This is a genomic window from Candidatus Methylospira mobilis (assembly GCF_009498235.1).
Classification (GTDB): Bacteria; Pseudomonadota; Gammaproteobacteria; order Methylococcales; family Methylococcaceae; genus Methylospira; species Methylospira mobilis.
Genome location: NZ_CP044205.1, coordinates 3,589,376 through 3,609,262, shown reverse-complemented (window position 1 = coordinate 3,609,262; position 19,887 = coordinate 3,589,376). Strand labels below are relative to the sequence as shown.

The 19,887-nt window shown below is 54.8% G+C and carries 13 protein-coding genes; all 13 read left to right on the top strand.

The window, feature by feature from the left end; translation table 11 throughout:
• Positions 1 to 116 precede the first annotated feature (116 nt).
• The 13 genes from phoU (at position 117) to F6R98_RS22655 (ending at position 19,802) form a co-directional block, all read left to right on the top strand.
• Positions 117 to 836, top strand: a complete 720-nt coding sequence (gene phoU / locus F6R98_RS16415) for a phosphate signaling complex protein PhoU (RefSeq protein WP_153249977.1) — start codon at positions 117 to 119, stop codon at positions 834 to 836.
• Between the two features lie 228 nt (positions 837 to 1,064).
• Complete coding sequence (gene bamA, locus F6R98_RS16410; RefSeq protein ID WP_153249976.1) at positions 1,065 to 3,578, top strand: outer membrane protein assembly factor BamA; 2,514 nt, start codon at positions 1,065 to 1,067, stop codon at positions 3,576 to 3,578.
• A gap of 224 nt (positions 3,579 to 3,802) precedes the next feature.
• A complete protein-coding gene (locus tag F6R98_RS16405; RefSeq protein ID WP_153249975.1) occupies positions 3,803 to 4,384 on the top strand; it encodes an OmpH family outer membrane protein in 582 nt (193 codons plus the stop codon).
• Positions 4,385 to 4,585: 201 nt separating this feature from the next.
• The gene (gene fabZ / locus F6R98_RS16400) at positions 4,586 to 5,026 is read left to right on the top strand and encodes a 3-hydroxyacyl-ACP dehydratase FabZ (RefSeq protein ID WP_153249974.1); all 441 of its coding nucleotides are present in this window, start codon (positions 4,586 to 4,588) and stop codon (positions 5,024 to 5,026) included.
• Positions 5,023 to 5,793, top strand: coding sequence for an acyl-ACP--UDP-N-acetylglucosamine O-acyltransferase (gene lpxA, locus F6R98_RS16395; protein WP_153249973.1), 771 nt, complete (start codon positions 5,023 to 5,025; stop codon positions 5,791 to 5,793). The genes fabZ and lpxA overlap by 4 nt, the downstream gene beginning before the upstream one ends.
• Positions 5,794 to 5,843: 50 nt before the next feature.
• Positions 5,844 to 6,467, top strand: a complete 624-nt coding sequence (locus tag F6R98_RS16390) for a ribonuclease HII (protein WP_153249972.1) — start codon at positions 5,844 to 5,846, stop codon at positions 6,465 to 6,467.
• On the top strand, positions 6,415 to 7,050 hold the full coding sequence (locus F6R98_RS16385) for an MOSC domain-containing protein (RefSeq protein WP_153249971.1): 636 nt from the start codon (positions 6,415 to 6,417) through the stop codon (positions 7,048 to 7,050). The genes F6R98_RS16390 and F6R98_RS16385 overlap by 53 nt, the downstream gene beginning before the upstream one ends.
• A 104-nt stretch (positions 7,051 to 7,154) precedes the next feature.
• Positions 7,155 to 10,688 carry a chromosome segregation protein SMC gene (gene smc, locus F6R98_RS16380; protein ID WP_153249970.1) on the top strand — a complete coding sequence of 1,178 codons (3,534 nt, stop codon included), beginning with the start codon at positions 7,155 to 7,157 and terminating at the stop codon, positions 10,686 to 10,688.
• A 9-nt stretch (positions 10,689 to 10,697) separates the two neighbouring features.
• Positions 10,698 to 11,495 carry a cell division protein ZipA gene (gene zipA, locus F6R98_RS16375; RefSeq protein WP_153249969.1) on the top strand — a complete coding sequence of 266 codons (798 nt, stop codon included), beginning with the start codon at positions 10,698 to 10,700 and terminating at the stop codon, positions 11,493 to 11,495.
• On the top strand, positions 11,470 to 13,530 hold the full coding sequence (gene ligA / locus F6R98_RS16370) for an NAD-dependent DNA ligase LigA (RefSeq protein WP_228124924.1): 2,061 nt from the start codon (positions 11,470 to 11,472) through the stop codon (positions 13,528 to 13,530). The genes zipA and ligA overlap by 26 nt, the downstream gene beginning before the upstream one ends.
• Positions 13,531 to 13,675: 145 nt before the next feature.
• Positions 13,676 to 14,869, top strand: coding sequence for a GGDEF domain-containing protein (locus tag F6R98_RS16365; RefSeq protein WP_153249968.1), 1,194 nt, complete (start codon positions 13,676 to 13,678; stop codon positions 14,867 to 14,869).
• 441 nt (positions 14,870 to 15,310) lie between these two features.
• A complete protein-coding gene (parC, locus tag F6R98_RS16360; RefSeq protein ID WP_153249967.1) occupies positions 15,311 to 17,554 on the top strand; it encodes a DNA topoisomerase IV subunit A in 2,244 nt (747 codons plus the stop codon).
• A 115-nt stretch (positions 17,555 to 17,669) separates the two neighbouring features.
• Positions 17,670 to 19,802 carry a methyl-accepting chemotaxis protein gene (locus F6R98_RS22655; protein ID WP_315699676.1) on the top strand — a complete coding sequence of 711 codons (2,133 nt, stop codon included), beginning with the start codon at positions 17,670 to 17,672 and terminating at the stop codon, positions 19,800 to 19,802.
• The last annotated feature ends 85 nt before the right edge of the window (positions 19,803 to 19,887 follow it).

Here is a 19,887-nt window from a genome sequence, read left to right as displayed (position 1 = left end):
ATATATTTTAACAGGACGGGGCTGTTATTTCGATTGCTTTGCTTTCAACCGGGGCAATGAGTTGGTAGAATCGATCCATATACTTTGGATAGCCGCATCTCAGGAAGTTGATAATTATGAGCGAAACTGACGTTTTTCAGCAGCATATATCCAGGCAATATGACCATGAGTTGCTGGATGTCCGCGGGCGCATCATGACTTTGGGGGGCTTGGTGGAAGCGCAGGTCGAGTCCGCGGTGGCGGCGCTTTCCAGCGGCGACGTCGAGCTGGCGCGTAAAGTCATTGAAGACGACTACAAAGTGAACTCTTTGGAAGTGGCGATAGACGAGGAGTGCACCCAGATATTGGCGTTGCGCCAGCCCACTGCGCGCGATTTGCGACTGATCGTTGGAATTATCAAGGCAATAGCCGATCTTGAGCGTATTGGCGATGAAGCCAAGCGCATCGCTTATCAGGCGATTGATTTGGCCGGGCATTTCCCTAAACGCAATCAGTTGAGCGAGCTGGAAAGGCTGGCGGAATCGGTGCGCGCCATGCTGCGCAAGGCGCTGGATGCGTTCGCCCGCATGGATGTGGATGCGTCCATACAGGTGGTGAAGGATGATCGGCAGATCGATCGTCAATATGAAGGTATCATGCGTCAGCAGATCACCTATATGATGGAAGATGCGCGGTCTATCCCTACCAGTCTGGATATTATGTGGTCGGCGCGCTCATTGGAGCGTATCGGCGACCGTTCCTGCAATTTGTGCGAGTATGTGATCTACTACACGACCGGGAAAAACATACGTCATGTCAGTATCGAACAGATCGCTCAGGAACTGCAGGAAAGTTGATGGCCGGGTTCGATAAGGGATGCCGTCCGGAAAGCGCCGGTTTAATCGTGAATTCGTATGTCTTCATCGTATTGTTGGCTATAAGGATGAAGAGTCTGCGGTTGTTCGATAAAACAGTGTTTTCCCTGCTGTTTAGTAGTCGCAGTGCATCGTGGTGCGCTTTTCCGTATTCAGTGTTGGCGGCGCGAAGGCCGTCAATGTCTTTCTGATTTCTGTCGTTCATTCATAATGAAGTTACGCTCGTATTTCGTTTTGTTGATGTTTCTGCTGTGCTCTTTTGGAGGCGTCTCCGTTCGTGGAGAAAGCGGTTTCGTAATTGAAGATATTCGTATCGAGGGGCTGGAGCGCATCTCGGCGGGTACGGTGTTTAACTATTTGCCTGTCAAGGTCGGCGACACCTTTACCCAGAGGCAGGCCACAGAATCGATCAAAGCCTTGTTTAAAACCGGTTTTTTCAAGGATGTGCGTCTTGATCAGGACGGCGACGTGCTGGTGGTGCATGTCGAGGAAAGGCCTTCGATATCCAGCGTAAAGATCGAAGGAAACAAGGATATTTCCACCGAAGATCTGATGAAGGGGCTCAAGGGGATAGGGCTCAGCGAGGGGCGCGTTTTCGATCGCCAGGTCCTGGACAAGGTTGAGCAGGAACTGCGCAGGCAATATTACAGCCGCGGCAAATACGGGCTTAAAATCGACTCCGAGGTGACGGAACAGTCGCGGAACAGGGTATCGGTAACGATCAGCATTTCGGAAGGAAAGATCGCCAAGATACGTCAAATCAATCTCGTCGGCAATAATGCGTTTACCGACGACGAATTGCTGAAGACGTTTGAACTGAGCACCGGGAATCTGCTTTCCTTTTATACCAAGGATAACCAATATTCGAAGCAAAAATTGTCCGCCGATCTGGAACGCTTGCGCTCCTTTTATCTGGATCGCGGTTACATCAAGTTCGATATCGAATCGACCCAGGTGTCGATTACACCGGACAAGAAGGAAATCTATCTGAACATCAACCTCAAGGAAGGCGAAGTTTATACCGTCAAGGAAGTCAAACTGACCGGAAAGACCATCGTGCCTCCCGAAGAACTGGTGCCGCTGGTGCAGATCGGCCCGACAGATACCTTTTCGCGCAAATTGTCGACAGAGACATCCAAGGCCGTTTCGGATCGCCTGGGCGATGAGGGTTATATCTTCGCCAACGTCAATATGGTTCCCGATATTGATGACGCGGCCAGGACGGTCAATATCACATTTTTTGTCGACCCAGGAAAGCAGGTGTACGTTCGCCGCATCAATGTGACCGGCAATACCAAAACGCGTGACGAAGTATTGAGGCGCGAGATGCGCCAGATGGAAGGCGCCTGGGCTTCGACCACGAAAATCGAGCGTTCCAAGATGCGCCTGTCGCGTCTGGGTTATTTTCAGGATGTCAACGTTGAAACGCCGTCCGTACCGGGTACTGCGGATCAAATTGACGTCAATTACGCGATCACGGAGAAATCGTCCGGCAACATGATGGCCGGCGTGGGTTACTCGCAGTACCAGGGCATCATTTTCAATGCCAGTATTACCCAGGACAACATATTCGGTTCGGGCAAGCGCGTCAGCTTCAATTTCAACAACAGTCAGTACAATCGCATCTACAAGATCGGCTACCTTAACCCGTACACGACGCTGGACGGTTTGAGTACCGGCTGGGATGCGCAGTACACCAGCACCAACACGCAGAACATCTCTTATCAGCAATTGGCCAGCTATAGCAGCACCAACCTGACGGTGGGCGCCAATATGGGGATACCGCTGGGCGAATTCATGAGCGCGGGCGGCAACGCGGATTTTCAGTACTGGTCGCTTTCCACCAACCAGTATACTTCGGAAAATATCATGAATTACCTGAATAGCTGCGGTAAAAGTTATGGTAATGGGCTGAATAACGGCAATCTTGGCAGCCTGACGCAACAGGCGGGAAGCTGTAACGCATTCAGTAACTATCTGGTGGCCGGTTCTTTTGCGCACGACACTCTTAACCGCTCGGTATTCGCCACTAGCGGAGGCATGCAGCGCCTATCGCTGCAGGCGGCGATACCGGGCAGCAGTTTGCCCTTCTATAAGGTTTCCGCCAGAGTGCAGCATTATTTTCCGATAGCCAGCGATGTGACGCTGATGCTGAATGCCGATCTCGGTTATGCCAACGGCTACAATGGCAAGGAACTGCCGTTTTTCCAGAATTTCTACGCAGGCGGGCCGCAGTCCGTGCGCGGCTTTTATCCGAGTTCTCTCGGCCCCAGAACGGTGACAACGACTTGTACGAATAGCGCCGGCACGGTTACAGCCACCAATGTGGTAGGCGATCAGTGTCCTTCCGGTTCTACGATAAGTTACACGGATAGAGCATTCGGCGGCACCGCAAAACTGGTATTCAATGCCGAGCTGTTGTTTCCGTTGCCGTTCATGTCGGACAACAAGAGTATCCGGCTCGGTCCGTTCTTCGATGCGGGTAATGTGTTCGATCCTACCAGTTATGGGCTGAATTATTCGCTTAAACAGTTGAAATATTCGGTAGGTTTGGGCGCAAAATGGCTGTCTCCATTCGGCGCGCTGTCGTTCAGTATCGCGCAGCCGTTGAACGCCGACCCGGTTTGTCAGGCGAATGCAGAAGGCATCGTTGTCCCGACCGGGAATTGCGTGATGAGTTCAACTACTCAGCGCTTCCAGTTTACTTTTGGTCAGGGATTCTGATTCGGAGGGGGAAAGGATCGCCGCCGGTATGGGGTTTATCTCAGGTTTGTGTTGTGTAGCTATTCGAAACTATAAGTCCGTGCGGGGATAGGCTGGTTTCCGGCAAGTCAGCGCTTATCTGACGGTTGGGCAGTTTTTGCGGCAGTTCTTGTATAATGTGAAATTGGAGCTGTATTAATGCGGTTCTTATGGAATAACGATCTTTTTCTGGAGCGAGATTAAACATGTTTAATAAAAGTCTTACCTTGTTTGTGATTGGCTTGTTGGCGAGCGGCAGCGTATTCGCGGCCGACCTCAAGATAGGCGCCGTTAATGTCATGGCGTTGATGCAGCAGTCTCCTCAAGGCGAAAGAGCAAAAAAGGAAATGAAGGATATGGAAGGCGAGTTCGGCAAGCGGGGTAAAAAACTCGAAGCCGAACAAAAGGAAATCATCACTTTACAGGAGCGTTTGCAGAAAGACGGTTCCGTGATGAGCGAATCCGAACGCGATAAGCTGGAAAAGGACATCATCAGTAAAAATCGTGAATTAAGGCGGGCTTTCGATGAAGCCCAGCAGGATGCCAATCTGCGCAAGAATGAAGTGTTGGGGCGTTTGCAGAAAGAGATCATGGAAGCCGTGCAGTCGCTGGCCAAGGACGAAGGCTATGATCTTATCGTAGGCGATGGTGTGCTCTACGCTACATCGGCCATAGATCTTACCAGCAAGGTCGAAAGCCGCCTCGGCGGGGTGAGCGGCGGTGGAGCGCCAGCCAGGTCATCCAGCAAGAGAAGCGGTGGTTCAGCAGCAACGGCCAAAGAAGAATAGCGGGGATTGATAAGGTACAGCGGTTTTCGTGCCGGTTTTATACGCAACCGGCACTGCGGGCTCAGGGAGAGTGCTACGAAAGCTGCGTGCACGAAGGGTAGAGCGCGGGCACGGCTCATACGATTGGCGCCTGAGCCCCATCTGAATCTGCAAGGCCATGAAGCCGAATTGCAGATCATTTAAAAATATCAAGGAGCACGTTTGGATATTCAACAAATCAAGGAGTATCTTCCGCACAGGTATCCCTTTCTGCTGGTCGATCGCGTTGTTGAGTGTGAACCGGGAAAGCGCCTGCTCGCCATCAAAAACGTTACTTTTAACGAGCCTTTTTTTCAGGGCCATTTTCCGGGTTTGCCGATCATGCCGGGTGTATTGATCATTGAGGCTTTGGCCCAGGCGACGGGTCTGCTGGCGGGCAACTCGGCACCCGAGGTGCTGGGGAAAGGAAAAACCTATTATCTGGTCGGCTTGGACAAGGTGCGTTTCAAACGTCCTGTGGTGCCGGGCGATCAATTGCGCCTCGAAGTCGGTTATTTGCGCCATAAACGCAATATCTGGGCGTTTGCCTGTCAGGCCGACGTCGACGGCGAGTTGGTTGCAAGCGCTGAAATCATGTGTGCGGCTGCGGAGCAAAGTGCTTGATACATCCGAGTGCGATTATTGATCCGGCGGCGTTGGTGGACGAAGGGGTCGATATAGGTCCTTTCAGCATTGTCGGCGCCGGAGTTGAAATAGGGGCAGGTACCAGGATAGGGCCGCATGTGGTTCTGAAAGGTCCTACCCGCATAGGGAAGGACAATCAGATTTTCCAGTTTTCCTCAGTGGGCGAGGATCCCCAGGATAAAAAATATCACGGCGAGGTTACGCGCCTGGAAATCGGCGAACGCAATGTGATACGCGAATATTGCACGATACATCGCGGAACGGTTCAGGATCAGGGCGTGACACATATCGGCAGCGACAATCTGTTCATGGCCTATACCCATATCGCGCATGACTGTGTCATCGGCAACCATGTCATCATGGCAAACGCGGCGTCGCTGGCGGGTCATGTGCATATGGCCGACCATGTTATTCTGGGCGGTTTTTCTCTGGTGCATCAATTCTGCAAGTTAGGTGTACATAGCTTTTCCGCCATGGGCAGCGTAATCTCGCGCGATATACCGCCTTATGTCATGGTTGGCGGCCGGCCGACGCGGCCGCACGGCATCAACAGCGTCGGGCTGGAGCGTAAAGGCTACGATGCCGATGCGCTGCGCGCTATTCGCAAGGCGTACAAGCTGATTTACAAGTCGGGACTCACTTTGGACGACGCCATTAAAAGCCTGGACGACATGGCCCCGGAAACGCCGGCCGTGTCGGTAATGGCGGATTTCCTGAAGAATACCGAGCGCAGCATCATCCGCTGATTGATTTTCCGGATCAACGCAGCCTGTGGCAGCCCGAACGATGGCCTTGGATGACAGAGCAGATCACTGACGTAGCCGGGACGGATGAGGTCGGGCGTGGCTGTCTGGCTGGGCCGGTAGTAGCCGCTATGGTGATTTTGGATCCTGAAAAAGCCATCCCCGGACTCGCTGATTCCAAGACGCTCTCCCCGGCGCGGCGCGAGCAACTGGCGTTGCAAATCAAATTGAAGGCCAGCGCTTGGTCTATTGGCCGCGCGGAAGCGAGCGAAATCGACCGGATCAATATTTTCCATGCATCGCTGCTGGCAATGCGCCGAGCTTATGAAGCCTTGCCGATAAAGCCTGGAAAAGTGCTGGTTGATGGGAAATATTGCCCGGACCTTTCCTGCGCTTGCGAATCTGTTATTGGCGGCGACCGGACTGTGGCGGCAATTTCTGCGGCCTCGATACTGGCAAAAGTGGCGAGAGACAGTGAAATGGCTATTCTCGATGTATTATACCCCGGTTATGTCTTCTCCCGGCATAAGGCATACTTGACGGAACTGCATCAATCCAGACTGCTGGAATTAGGCCCGTCCCCCATACACCGTTATACCTTTTCCCCTATAGCAAAGGCGCGCCTTGAAACTGCTGTCAATCAACCTGGGACATCTGCAAACGATACGGTACGGTAAACGCGACGTCGAGACCGGGATATTCAAGAATCCGGTCGATGGCGTTCACAGCATTGGTTTGCTGGGACTGGAAGGAGACCGTCAGGCCGATCCTGAAAATCACGGAGGGGTTGATAAAGCCCTTTATTTCTACACGATGGAAAATTTCCGCGTCTGGGAGCAGGAGCTGGGCAGAACGCTGCCGTCCGGCGCTTTTGGCGAAAACTTTACCGTCAGCGGCATGCCGGACGAAGCGGTGCATATCGGCGATATTTTCAGGGTGGGCGGTATTACCGTTCAAGTGACGCAGCCGCGCGTTCCATGCTTTAAGCTGGGGATTAAAATGCAGGATATGCAGTTTGTAACGCGTTTTCTGCATTCCGGTCGCGCCGGTTTTTACGCACGCATACTCGAGCCGGGCGTAGCGGCCGCAGGTGACAGCATAGCACTGCGGGTAATCGATCCTCATGGCCTGTCCGTCAAGGAGGCGATGCTGGCGCTGATCAAGGGCGATCGCCAGCAGGAAATTATCAAACGCGCATTGAAAATACCGGCCTTGTCTCTCGCGTGGCAAACGGATTTACGCAAACGTTTGCAGTCTTGACGCCGTGTATTTCGAGCAAGCGCTTCCGGTATTGCTGTTGCTGCTTTTAACGCAGCAGTTAGCTTTTCATAAGCACTCCGGCGCGTTGCAAGGCGGGTTATTCGATGCGGCTGGATAAAATCAGGCTGGCGGGATTTAAATCCTTCGTCGATCCGACGACGATACCGCTGGCGGCAAACCTGATCGGCATCGTCGGGCCGAACGGCTGCGGGAAGTCAAATATCATTGATGCGGTGCGCTGGGTGATGGGCGAAAGTTCGGCGAAGCACTTGCGCGGTGAGTCGATGGCCGATGTCATTTTCAACGGGTCGACATCGCGCAAGCCGGTCAGCCAGGCTTCAGTGGAGCTGGTATTCGACAACTCGGAAGGCGACGCGCCGGGCGAGTATTCGGCTTATCGTGAAATTTCGGTTAAGCGTCTGGTGACTCGCGACGGGCAATCCGGCTATTTTTTAAACGGAACGCGCTGCCGCCGCAAGGATATTACCGATATTTTTCTTGGCACCGGCCTGGGCGCGCGCAGCTATGCCATTATCGAGCAAGGCACCATTTCACGCTTGATCGAAGCCAAGCCGGACGAAATGCGCGCAGTGATAGAGGAGGCCGCAGGCATTTCCCGCTACAAGGAGCGTCGGCATGAAACCGAAATCAGAATGCGTCATACGGTGGAAAACATGGAGCGTCTCCACGACGTGCGCGAAGAAATCGCCAAGCAATTGGGCAGCCTGCAACGGCAGGCCAAAAAAGCGGAAAAATATATCGCGCTAAAGGAAGAAGAGCGCCGCTACCGCGAACAATTGCTGGGCTTGCGCTGGCGTAAATATGAGCAGGCGGGCGAAGAAAACCGGCTGGCATTGGCGCAGTGCGAGCAGCAATTCAGGCAACTGGTTGCTGAAGAAACCCGGCTTGCCGAGGAGCAGCAGATAGCCCAGGCGGTTTATGAACAACTGCAAAAAAAACTGCAGGATCGGCAGGCGGCATTTTACGAAGTTAATGCCGAGAGCGGACGCATGGAGCAAGCGATAAAACATGCCCGGCAGGCGCAGGATGAAAGGCAGCGCGAGTGCGCGCGCTTGCGGGACGAGCAGCTTCAGGCGCAGGTTGACCTGGCGCAGGATCGCGAGCAACTCGAAACAATACGTGAAGAAAACCGGCTGATACTGATGAGGCTGGAACAGACTCAGGATGATGAAGCCGGCGCGCAGGAAAATGCATTGGCTTTGGACAAGACCTTACTGTCGAATCTGGAAGCAAGAGATATGGTTCGCGGCAATATGCTGACGCTGAAAAATCAAAAGGAATTACAGCGAGCCCGAATGCAGCAGTTGCATGAGCGCAAGCAACATATTCAGGCGCGCAGCGAGCGATTGCTTCAGGAGCAAGACCAGGTGGAGGCGATGCTGAACGACGCAGCCATGGAAGCTTTACAGGAAATGCTGGACGCAGGAGAAGAAAAAAAAAGAGAAATCAGTCTGCGCCATGATGAATTGACTCAGCGCATGCAGCATGAGCGTGCTACGCTACAGAAAAAACAGACTGCGCTGCATGAATTGCGCGCGGAATTACATGAAGTTCAGGGAAAAATCAGTTCGCTGGAATTATTGCAACAGCATGCCATGGGCAAAGACAAGGAAAAGTTGAATGTCTGGCTGGATAGTCTGGCGTGGGAGGGCGAACCTGTGCGTCTGGCCGAAGGGCTGGAGGTGGAATCGGGGTGGGAGTCCGCGATAGAAACGGTTTTGGGCATTCAGCTCGAATCTTTATGTGTGGAAAATATTCAACTGCTTTTCCAGGGAGTTGCCATGGATACATGTCCGGAATCCGTGGCTTTCCTGGAAGCGGATAAATCGGACAGTGCGCGTGAAGCGCCCGCTTCTGATTTGTCGTTGCCTCGTCTGGTGGATTTTGTGCGCTCGCCCTGGCGTCTCCATTCGGTGCTCGGCACGGTTTATTGCGCGCTCAGCCTGGATGATGCGTGGGCTTCGCGCGCGGGGCTGGCGTCGCACGAGTCGATAATAACGCGCGATGGCAATTGGATAGGGCCAAATTGGCTGCTGGTGAAGCGGGCTGATGACGCCCATGCCGGCGTTCTGGCGCGTGAGCGCGATTTGCGTGAGTTGAAGCTGCGGCGCGAAGGTTGCGCGTTTCGACTTGAAAATGACAACGATCAGGCATGTCTGCTCGAAGAATCGTTGCTCGCGACGGAATTCGAGCGCGAGCAGCGGCAATCGGAGATCAACAATTTGATGGTCGAACTTTCGCAAATCAACAGTCGTTTTAGCGCCGCCGGCGCGCGCCGTGAAGAGGCGCGTAAACGCATGCGTCAAGTGCAGTCCGAGCTGGATGAGCTGGCACACGAACGGCAGCAATCCGAAGAAGCCTGGGTAGAGTCCGGGTTGGTTATGGAGCAATTCGAGCAGGCCTGGGAAGATAACCAGCTGCAGCTCGATACAGCGCAGGCAAAGGTAAGTGCGTTGGAGGAAAGATCCCGCGCCGCTACGGCAAGATGGAAAACGCTGCAGGATCAGGCGCATAAACTGACCAGCCGCCGGGAAAGCATACAGGCGTCCGAAGTGCTGATCGCCAAACATCTGGAACGCGTTGAAGCGCAGCATATGCAGGCGTCTTCACGTTTGGAGGAATTGATCCGGCGCGTGGATGACATGGATGCCCCTATGGACGAAGAGCGGCAAGCATTGCATCTGTTGCTGGAACAGCGCGCGGAAATAGAGCTGGAGCTCGGAGACATTCGCAAGAAAACGCAGGAAGCCGAGACCGGCAACCGTGCGCTGAGCGAAGCGCGCATGAGCGGCGGTCGCGAGCTGGAAACATTGAAAGCGCGTCTGGAGGCCGCCAAGCTGGAGTTGCAGGCCAACGAAATCAGGCGGCAGACGGTAGATGAGCAGCTTGCCGAGCTGGAAGCCGATGGCCCCGCAATATTGCGGACGCTGCCGGAAGACGCGGACGAAGGCGAGTGGCAGCGGCGCGCCAATGATTTGACCACGGAAATCAATGCGCTGGGCGCCGTTAACCTGATGGCGAAAGAGGAATACGAAGAGCAGTTGGAGCGTATGCGGATATTGGACGCCCAGTATCAGGATCTGGCGGAATCGCAAGCGACTCTGCAGCAGGCGATGGAAAAAATTGATCGCGAGTGCCGCGCGAGGTTCAGGGAAACCTTCGAGCGAATCAATATCGGCTTGCAGCGCATGTTCCCCAAGCTGTTCGGCGGCGGGCAGGCCTATCTCGAGTTGAACGAACGGGATTTACTGGAAACCGGTGTCAGCGTGATGGCGCGTCCGCCGGGAAAGCGCAACAGTTCCATCCACCTGCTGTCAGGAGGGGAAAAGGCGCTGACCGCCGTTGCGCTGGTATTTGCGATCTTCGAGCTGAATCCCGCTCCATTTTGTCTGCTGGATGAGGTCGATGCGCCGCTGGACGACGCCAACGTCGGGCGTTTCAGTCAATTGGTCAGAGAGATGTCGGAACAGGTACAATTCCTGTTTATATCCCATAACAAGGTTACCATGGAAATAGCCCGGCATCTTGCCGGCGTGACCATGAAAGAGCCGGGGGTATCGCGTATTGTTGCCGTGGATATAGCCGAAGCGGTAGAGTTGGCAGCACTTTCGTCATAAGGTTGAGCAATGGATAGAGATACTGTTCGGATTGTTTTGCTGATACTGGGTTTTATCGTAATCGTTTCCGTTTATGTCTGGGGCCGTTACAAGAGCCGTTTGATGGACTTTATCAATCGCCGCGGCGATTACGACGAACTCGATTATGGCGACGATGCGCCAATCGAGGAAGAGCGCGAAAGCGTAAATGACGGTCTGAATTTTTCTTCTCGCGAGTCCGAAGCGATGATCGCATCGCGGCGCACCGGCCCGTTGAATACGCCATCGTTCTCTGCCCATCAGGAAGATCCCCTTATTGACGAAAGCATCGCGTACGGGCGGCCGCAATCCCTTCATGAGCGCCAGGAAGAAGCTTTTGCACGCGAGGCGGTGGACGAACCGTCCAGAAGCCACGCGCCGCTCGGATCACCGTTTCTGATCCAGCTCAGCGTCGTGGCGGGCGACGATGCCTATTTCAACGGCGAAGCATTAAGGGATGCGCTGGTGGATCAGGGGCTGATATATGGAGATATGGGCATATACCATCGCTACGACCGCGAATATCGTGAGGTTTTGTTCAGCGTGGCCAGTCTGGTGGAGCCGGGCACTTTCCCTGTCGAGCATATGGAAACATTCGAGTGTCCGGGCGTGGTTCTGTTCTTTCAGCCGCCGCGCGTGAAAGACCCTCTGGCGATTTTCGAGGATCTGCTCGATACCTGCCACCGCTTGGCGCAACAGTTGGGCGGCGAAGAATGGGATGAGCGCCGTGAAGTGCTGACGCTGAAAAAAATAGAGCAAATGCGTGAACGCCTTGAATCCGCCTATTGATGGCGAGGCTCCTGATCGGGTCAGACAAAGAATGCAGGCATTGCGCGAGGAAATAGAAGCGCATAACCGGCGATATTATCAACACGACGAACCGATTATTTCCGATAGCGAATATGATAGGCTGCTGGTGGAACTGCAGACGCTGGAGCGCCGATACCGCGAATTCGCTTATCCCAATTCGCCGACGCAACGGATAGGAGCGCCCCCGAGTCAGGCTTTCGCCGAAGTCCTTCATGAAGTTCCGATGCTATCCCTGGAAAATGCGTTCACCGATGAGGCGGTGAACGCATTCGATCTGCGCATACGTGAAAAACTGGAGCGGGATCAAATCGAGTACGTTGTCGAGCCGAAACTGGACGGCCTCGCGGTCAGCCTGCTGTACGAAAACGGCCTGCTGGTGCGCGGGGCTACGCGAGGCGACGGGCGAAGCGGCGAGGATGTGACGCATAATGTGCTGACCATAGCCGACATTCCCCGGCGATTGGCCGGTTCCGGTTTTCCCGAACGCTTCGAGGTCCGCGGCGAAGTATTCATGCCCCATGCCGGTTTTGCCGCGTTGAATGAACGCGCTCTGGCCAACGGCGAAAAATTATTCGTGAATCCGCGTAACGCCGCGGCGGGCAGTCTGCGTCAGCTCGATCCGGCGGTAACAGCTACAAGACCTTTGCGTTTTTTATGTTACGGATACGGCAGCTTTCCCGAACGCACGTTGCCTGATACGCTTCAGCAGCTGATGGCCTGTTTCAGGCAGTGGGGATTGCCGGTTTCCGAGCACCTGCAGGCCGTGCTCGGCGCGGAAGGTTGTTTAAGCTACTACCGCCGCTTGCTTGCCGGCCGCCACGAACTGCCTTACGACATCGACGGCGTTGTGTACAAGGTCAGCCGTTTCGATGCGCAGGCGGAAATGGGCTTCGTATCGCGGGCGCCGCGCTGGGCGATCGCACATAAATTTCCGGCGGAAGAAGCGACCACCACGGTACTGGCGATAGACGTGCAGGTGGGGCGTACCGGGGCTTTGACCCCGGTAGCGCGTCTGCGTCCGGTATTTGTCGGCGGCGCGACCGTGACGAATGCCACCCTGCATAATGCCGATGAAATACGCCGTAAGGACATTCGTATCGGCGATACCGTCGTTGTTCGCCGTGCCGGCGACGTCATCCCTGAAGTAGTAAAACCGATATTGGAAAAACGTCCGGCGGCGGCGCGGGAATTTATCATGCCTGATCGCTGTCCGGTCTGCGCTTCCGTAGTCGAAATTTCCGGCGACGAAGCCATAGCGCGCTGCAGCGCCGAGCTGTCCTGCCCTGCGCAACGCCGCGAGGCAATCCTGCATTTCGCTTCACGGCGCGCGATGGATATCGACGGCCTGGGCGAAAAACTGGTCGATCAATTACTGGAGAGCGGGCGTATCGCCACAGTGGCGGATATTTACCGACTGCAGGCGGACGACGTTGCCGGCATGGAGCGCATGGGGCAAAAATCCGCCGTCAATCTGATCAACGCCATAGGTAAAAGCCGCGAAACCACGCTGGCGCGTTTTCTTTATGCACTGGGAATCAGGGAGGTGGGCGAGGTGACGGCGGCTAATCTGGCGCGCCATCTGCAGACCCTGGAAAATATCATGCAGGCCGAATCCGATGCTCTGCAGGATTTCCCGGATATAGGCCCGACCATGGCCGGCCATATTGCCACATTTTTCCGGCAGCCGCATAATCGTGAGGTTATTCAGGCTTTGCTGGACGCAGGCATAAGTTGGCCTGAGGTCGAAGCGCCTGCCGGCACGGCGTCCCTCCTGGCGGGTAAAACCTTTGTTTTGACCGGCACGCTGGAAAGCATGACGCGCGATGAAGCCAGGCAAAGGTTACAGCGTTTGGGCGCCAAGGTAACCGGCAGCGTTTCCGCTAAAACCAATTATGTCATAGCCGGAACCGATGCCGGTTCCAAACTGGATAAAGCTTTGGCGTTGGGCGTTCCTACGCTGGATGAAACTGCGTTTTTGGGACTTCTGAAAGGCGATGTTGACCAGGATTTGTGATTATTATCAAATTAATACATTTGTGGCATATAGCATTCCGTTTAAGCTTGAGATCATGGGGGCAGCCTGGAGGTTCCATGCCGCGTGCCGGATCTGAAACGACGGTATCGAATACCAGCGAACTTTCACCTTTTAGAGAGAACTCATGGAGTCGTTTCGTTGGGATAAGCATTTTGAAACCGGATTGAGCGATGTAGACGACCAACATCATCGTCTGGTTGATTTGATCAACCGCTTCGGCGATATACTGAACGAGTCGGGTTCCGTATTGTCGGAATCCATAGATGGCGTGCTGGATGAACTGGCGGCGTATACCGAATATCATTTTACGGAAGAAGAAACGATGATGGCCGAAGTCGGGGTCGACGAACGCCATGTCACAGCTCAAAGCAAGGCGCACGCGGCTTTTCTGGACGAGATCAGCGCAATGCGCGGAGGGGTTACGCATGATATCAAGGCGGCCGAAAATCTGCTCAAATTCTTAACCCACTGGCTGGCTTATCATATCCTTGGAACCGATCAGGCCATGGCGCGGCAGGTCGCCGCGATACAAGGCGGCATGCCGCCCGCCGAAGCCTATGATGCGGAGGAACGGTTCTCGACGGGAGCGATGGAGCCGATACTGGTCGCGATGGACGGGCTGTTCCATCAGGTTACCGAGCGCAATCGCAATCTGGCCGAACTGAATCTGACATTGGAAGCCAAGGTTCAGGAGCGCACCCAGGCGCTTTTCGAGGCCAATCAGCGTCTGGTCAGCGTGATCAGTAATCTTGAAGCGGAAAAAGAAGAGTCGCAACGATTAAGCCGCGAGCTTTCCGTGGCCAACCGGCAACTCGAAGCCATGGCGATGACGGATATTTTGACCGGTCTGCCAAATCGGCGCCATGCAGCGGCCTGTCTGGAGCAGGAGTGGGCGTCGGCTGTTTGGGAAAATATTCCCCTGGTTTGTATTATGATAGACGCCGACGGATTTAAGGACATCAACGACCTTTACGGACACGACGCCGGCGATGTCGTACTGACGGCGCTGGCGGAAGAACTTAAGAGCGCCGTTCGCAACGATGACATCGTTTGCCGTATCGGAGGAGACGAGTTTCTGATTATCTGTCCACGGACCGCATTGGAAGGCGGCATGCAGGTGGCGGCGCAGGTAAGGCTGGCGGTTGCGGCCATGCGCGTCAAAGCGGGGCTGGGAACCTGGTTGGGAAGTATCAGCGTTGGCGTCGCAGAATTCCGTAATAATATGGAAAGTTTTAATGCATTATTGAATATGGCCGATGACGGCCTGTATCAGGCCAAACGCGATGGGCGAAATCGTGTGGCCTCTGTACAGGTCTGAGTTACCGAATAGTTTCTACCAGGTTCTGTTGACGTTACCGTGAAAAGTGAAAAGACTATATCAATCAAATATGATTGATCAAAATAGAAAAATCGTCATCCCGGCATGGATTGCCGGAATCCGGACGCCAGGGAGATGTTCAGGGTAACATCCCTGCCGACTGGAGCCGGCACTCCGCCGGATCGAGTCCGGACAGGCTCTGACGGCATGACGCCAACTCATTGATTCATCTGTTGTGTAATATCAACAGAACCTGGTGATGTTGCAAAAAACAGCATAACTATTCAGCTACCGGAGCTGGGGCAGGGGGATAGTTACTACGCCGTGAATACGTCCTTGAGTGCCTGGATTTTGCTCTCCTGACTGCAGACGGTCTTGCTGCCCCTCTCCATCCCTTTTTCGCAGCGTCACATTAAGTGGTACTGAATAGCTAAAAACAGCATGAATGACACAACAGTCAACTACGAACGCATAGCGCTACATGAGTTTACCGAGAAGGCCTACCTGGATTATTCCATGTACGTCATACTCGACAGAGCCTTGCCGCATGTCGCCGACGGACTTAAACCGGTACAGCGTCGTATTGTTTACGCGATGTCCGAGTTGGGGTTATCGGCGCTTTCCAAACACAAAAAGTCGGCGCGCACCGTCGGCGACGTGCTGGGTAAATATCACCCCCATGGCGATTCGGCCTGTTATGAAGCCATGGTGCTGATGGCGCAACCGTTTTCCTATCGTTATCCGCTGATCGACGGTCAGGGCAACTGGGGGTCGCCGGACGATCCGAAATCCTTTGCCGCAATGCGTTACACCGAGGCGAGGTTGACGCCTTATGCGCAAACCCTGCTTGCTGAACTGGAGCAGGGTACGGTCGATTGGCTGCCAAATTTTGACGGCACGCTGGAGGAACCGGCGCTGCTGCCGGCGCGTTTGCCGAATTTATTGCTGAACGGCTCTACCGGGATTGCGGTCGGCATGGCGACCGACATACCCCCGCATAATCTGCGCGAAGTGGTAGCGGCCTGCATCCTGTTGCTGGACGAACCCGCTACCGAAGTCGAACAGCTCTGCGAGCTGGTCAAAGGGCCGGACTTTCCGACCGAAGCGGAAATCGTGACTCCGCGCGCCGACATCCTGCGCATGTATCAAAGCGGCAATGGCTCGATCCGCCTGCGCGCGCGTTACGAAGAGGACGATGACGGCATTATCATCACCGCGTTGCCTTATCAGGTATCCGGAGCCAGGATCATGGAGCAGATCGCCGCGCAGATGCAGGCCAAAAAATTGCCGATGGTGGAGGATTTGCGTGACGAGTCCGACCATGAAAATCCGACGCGGCTGCTGATCATTCCTCGTTCGCGTCGCATCGACGCCGGTCAGTTGATGTCGCATTTGTTCGCAACGACCGATCTGGAGCGCACCTATCGGGTGAACATGAACCTGATAGGTCTGGACGGCAAACCGCGTGTCAAGAATCTGCGCACCATTCTGTCGGAATGGCTGGATTACCGCGTGCGTACGGTGACGCGCCGTTTGCAGCACCGTTTGGACAAGGTGCTGGCGCGTTTGCATATCCTGGCCGGTTTGCTGATTGCTTTCCTGAATATCGACGAAGTGATCGCGATTATTCGCTCCGAAGACGAGCCGAAACCGGTATTGATGGCGCGTTTCGGTTTGACCGGCGAGCAGGCCGAGGCTGTGCTCGAGTTGAAATTGCGTCATTTGGCCAAACTGGAAGAAGTAAAAATTCGCGGCGAACAGGAAGCGCTGGAGCTGGAGCGCGAACAATTGCAGGAAACGTTGGGCTCCAAGTCCAGATTGAACGCATTGATCAAGCAGGAGCTGATCCAGGATGCCGAAAAACATGGCGATGCCCGGCGTTCGCCGATAGTGGTGCGTCAAAGCGCGCAGGCAATAGATGAAACCGCATTGGCCGGCAACGAGCCGGTCACCGTCATTCTGTCGGAAAAGGGCTGGATACGCGCGGCTAAGGGCCATGATATCGATCCGCAGTCTCTCGCTTACCGCAGCGGCGATGCTTTTCTTTCGGCGGTGCAAACGCGCAGCAATCAGCTGGTGTGCGTGCTCGATTCCAGCGGGCGCAGCTACGCGGTATCGGCGCACGATCTGCCTTCGGCGCGCACCCAGGGCGAACCGTTGACCGGCAGGCTCAACCCGCCGGCCGGTGCGGTTTTCACAGCGCTGCTGACCGGCAGCGAACAGGATCATTATTTGATGGCGTCTGACGCCGGTTACGGTTTTGTAACGGCTCTGGGCGATTTGTTGACGCGCAATCGTGCCGGCAAAGCGGTGTTATCGCTAGCCGGGCAAAGCCGGCTGCTGTTGCCGGTGCATCTGGCCAACCCGGAAACCGATGCGCTGGCGTTGGTTACCGCCCAGGGACGGTTGCTGATCGTTAACGTGAGCGATATACCCGTGTTGAGCAAAGGCAAGGGAAACAAGCTGGTTGCCATCAAGAGCGAAGAGCTGGAAAAGCGCGAGGATTATGTGATTGCGATGTCGAGCCTTGCTCCCGGTCAAATACTTAAAATTACCGCAGGCAAGCGTCATGTTTCGTTGCAGGGCAACGATCTGGAGCACTATCGCGGCGCGCGCGGACGCCGGGGCAATCCGTTGCCGCGCGGATTTCAACGTGTGGACGGTTTGGAGGCGGTGATGCGTTAGATCGAAGCCGTATCGCAACAGTTGGCGGTGACCATCCGGAGCATGGCATTTACAAGGAATTGTAACCGTTTTGAAGTCAAGTTGATTTTTATGGTCGCATAATGCGAAAACACTTATGAAAAGTACTATGTCCAGGCCGGGCTCACAAACACCCTTGTGGCAGCGTTTTTCATTCAGGGTCGCTCTTTCGGTGCTGGCAACTACATTGCTGGCGCTGGTAATAGTCGGCTGGCTGCTTAATAAATATACGCAAAGCCAGGAGCAGGAGCAGCGCCTGCATAACAGCATCACCATCGTCAATGCGCTGGAGCGCGAGGTGAGTGAACTGATGCTGCAGGGGAACGGCGCAGAAGTCTGGCAAAAGGTTCTCGATACCGCCGGGCTGCTGGTCGATGCCGGCAATGTTTCCCGCGTTACCCTGCTTAACCGGCAAGGCCGGATCAGGGTTGCGACCGACAGCGCCATGCAGGGCAAGAGCATCAAATTGGCGGGTAATCCCGATTGTCCGGCGTGCGGCAGTACCAACACGGCCGATTTCCCTTCGATAAAAACCATTACCGATAAAAACGGAAAAGATTGGCTGCGCGTGATCAGTCCTGTTTCAGCAAAACCGGAATGCAACAGCTGCCATGGCGCGAACAATCCGGCCTGGGGGTTGATCATTACCGATTTCGAGCTCAGCGCAGCCGAGAAACTGGCAGTGGAACGCGGTCTGGTTTCATTTGCGATTGCTATCGTTTGCGGACTGATACTTTCCGGAGTCACCACGTTTCTGATTGGCAGGACCATAAACCGGCAATTGGGCTGTGAACCCGCCGAAGCGGCTTTATACGCGCGCAAGATTGCTACCGGCGATTACAGCTTTCGGATCGAAAGCGACGGACGCGATCCCGGCAGTCTGATTGTGGCGTTGAAAAACATGGTGGTAGCGATCGGCGAATTGTTGGCCGACATAGGCCGGCTTTCCAGCGCCGCTACGCAGGGCGATTTGTCGGCGCGCGTGGATGTATCGCGGCATCAGGGCGATTACCGGCGCATCGTGCAAGGTCTCAACGAAACCCTTGATGCGGTGATTGTGCCGATGAACGCGGCAGCACAGACCGTGGAGCGGATTGCGCAGGGCGATATACCGGCGCCGATAACCAATGGTTTCCCCGGTGATTTTAACGCGCTCAGGAACAACCTCAATCTGGCAATCAACAATATCAATGCACTGATAGCGGATTCCGCGCAGTTATCCCAGGCAGCGATGGCGGGGAAATTGTCAACGCGCGCCGATGCTTCGCGCCATCAAGGCGATTACCGGCGCATCGTGCAAGGCGTCAACCAGACGCTGGATGCGATTATCGAACCGATAGAACAGACGGTACGCGTGCTTTCGGCGCTGGCAAAAGCCGATTTGACCGAAAAAATCAACCAGCAGTACCAGGGTACATTCGCCACCTTGCGCAACGACGCCAATACGACCGTCGACAATCTGGCGCGTCATGTCTTGTTGATCAAGGACGCGGTTGATGCGACCGGCGCAGCGGCCAGAGAAATAGCCGCGGGCAATGCCGATCTTTCACATCGCACCGAGCAGCAGGCGGCCGGTTTGGCGGAAACCGCATCAAGCATGGAACAGCTGGCGTCCACTGTGAAATTGAATGCGGACAGCGCGCGTCAGGCCAGCGAGCTGGCGAGCGAAACCTCAGTTGTCGCCATCAAGGGCGGCAGTGTAGTGCGTGACGTAGTCAACACGATGAATGCCATCAATGAAAGCTCGCAAAGAATCGTCGATATTATCGGTGTTATTGACGGCATTGCATTTCAAACCAATATTCTCGCACTGAACGCCGCAGTTGAAGCGGCGCGGGCCGGTGAGCAGGGTCGCGGTTTTGCCGTGGTGGCGAGCGAAGTCCGTACCCTGGCGCAGCGTTCGGCGGCGGCGGCCAGGGAAATAAAGCAATTGATTTCCGATTCGGTTGAAAAAGTTGAAGATGGCAGCCGTCAGGTCGAATTTGCCGGACGGACGATGCAGGAAATCGTATTTTCGGTTCAGCGCGTAACGGAACTGGTGTCGGAAATTTCGACGGCCTCCACGGAGCAGAGTGCGGGCATCGATCTGGTCAACAAGGCGGTTTCGGAAATGGATGCGTCCACGCAGCAGAATGCGGCGCTGGTGGAGCAGGCGGCGGCATCCGCGGAGTCGCTGGAGGATCAGGCGCGCCAACTACAGGCGATGACTGCCGTGTTTCGTTTACCTTGATGCGGTCATTATCTGCAAACCGCGTAAGCGAATGCGTTTTTAGCTCTTTTCTCAGGGGTGGTATCTGACAGCATCACAGCGAATA

Coding starts and splice junctions, on each gene's coding strand:
- phoU (WP_153249977.1), top strand. CDS start 117: ATGAGCGAAACTGACGTTTTTCAGCAGCATATATCCAGGCAATATGAC.
- bamA (WP_153249976.1), top strand. CDS start 1,065: ATGAAGTTACGCTCGTATTTCGTTTTGTTGATGTTTCTGCTGTGCTCT.
- F6R98_RS16405 (WP_153249975.1), top strand. CDS start 3,803: ATGTTTAATAAAAGTCTTACCTTGTTTGTGATTGGCTTGTTGGCGAGC.
- F6R98_RS16390 (WP_153249972.1), top strand. CDS start 5,844: ATGACAGAGCAGATCACTGACGTAGCCGGGACGGATGAGGTCGGGCGT.
- smc (WP_153249970.1), top strand. CDS start 7,155: ATGCGGCTGGATAAAATCAGGCTGGCGGGATTTAAATCCTTCGTCGAT.
- zipA (WP_153249969.1), top strand. CDS start 10,698: ATGGATAGAGATACTGTTCGGATTGTTTTGCTGATACTGGGTTTTATC.
- F6R98_RS16365 (WP_153249968.1), top strand. CDS start 13,676: ATGGAGTCGTTTCGTTGGGATAAGCATTTTGAAACCGGATTGAGCGAT.
- parC (WP_153249967.1), top strand. CDS start 15,311: ATGAATGACACAACAGTCAACTACGAACGCATAGCGCTACATGAGTTT.
- F6R98_RS22655 (WP_315699676.1), top strand. CDS start 17,670: ATGAAAAGTACTATGTCCAGGCCGGGCTCACAAACACCCTTGTGGCAG.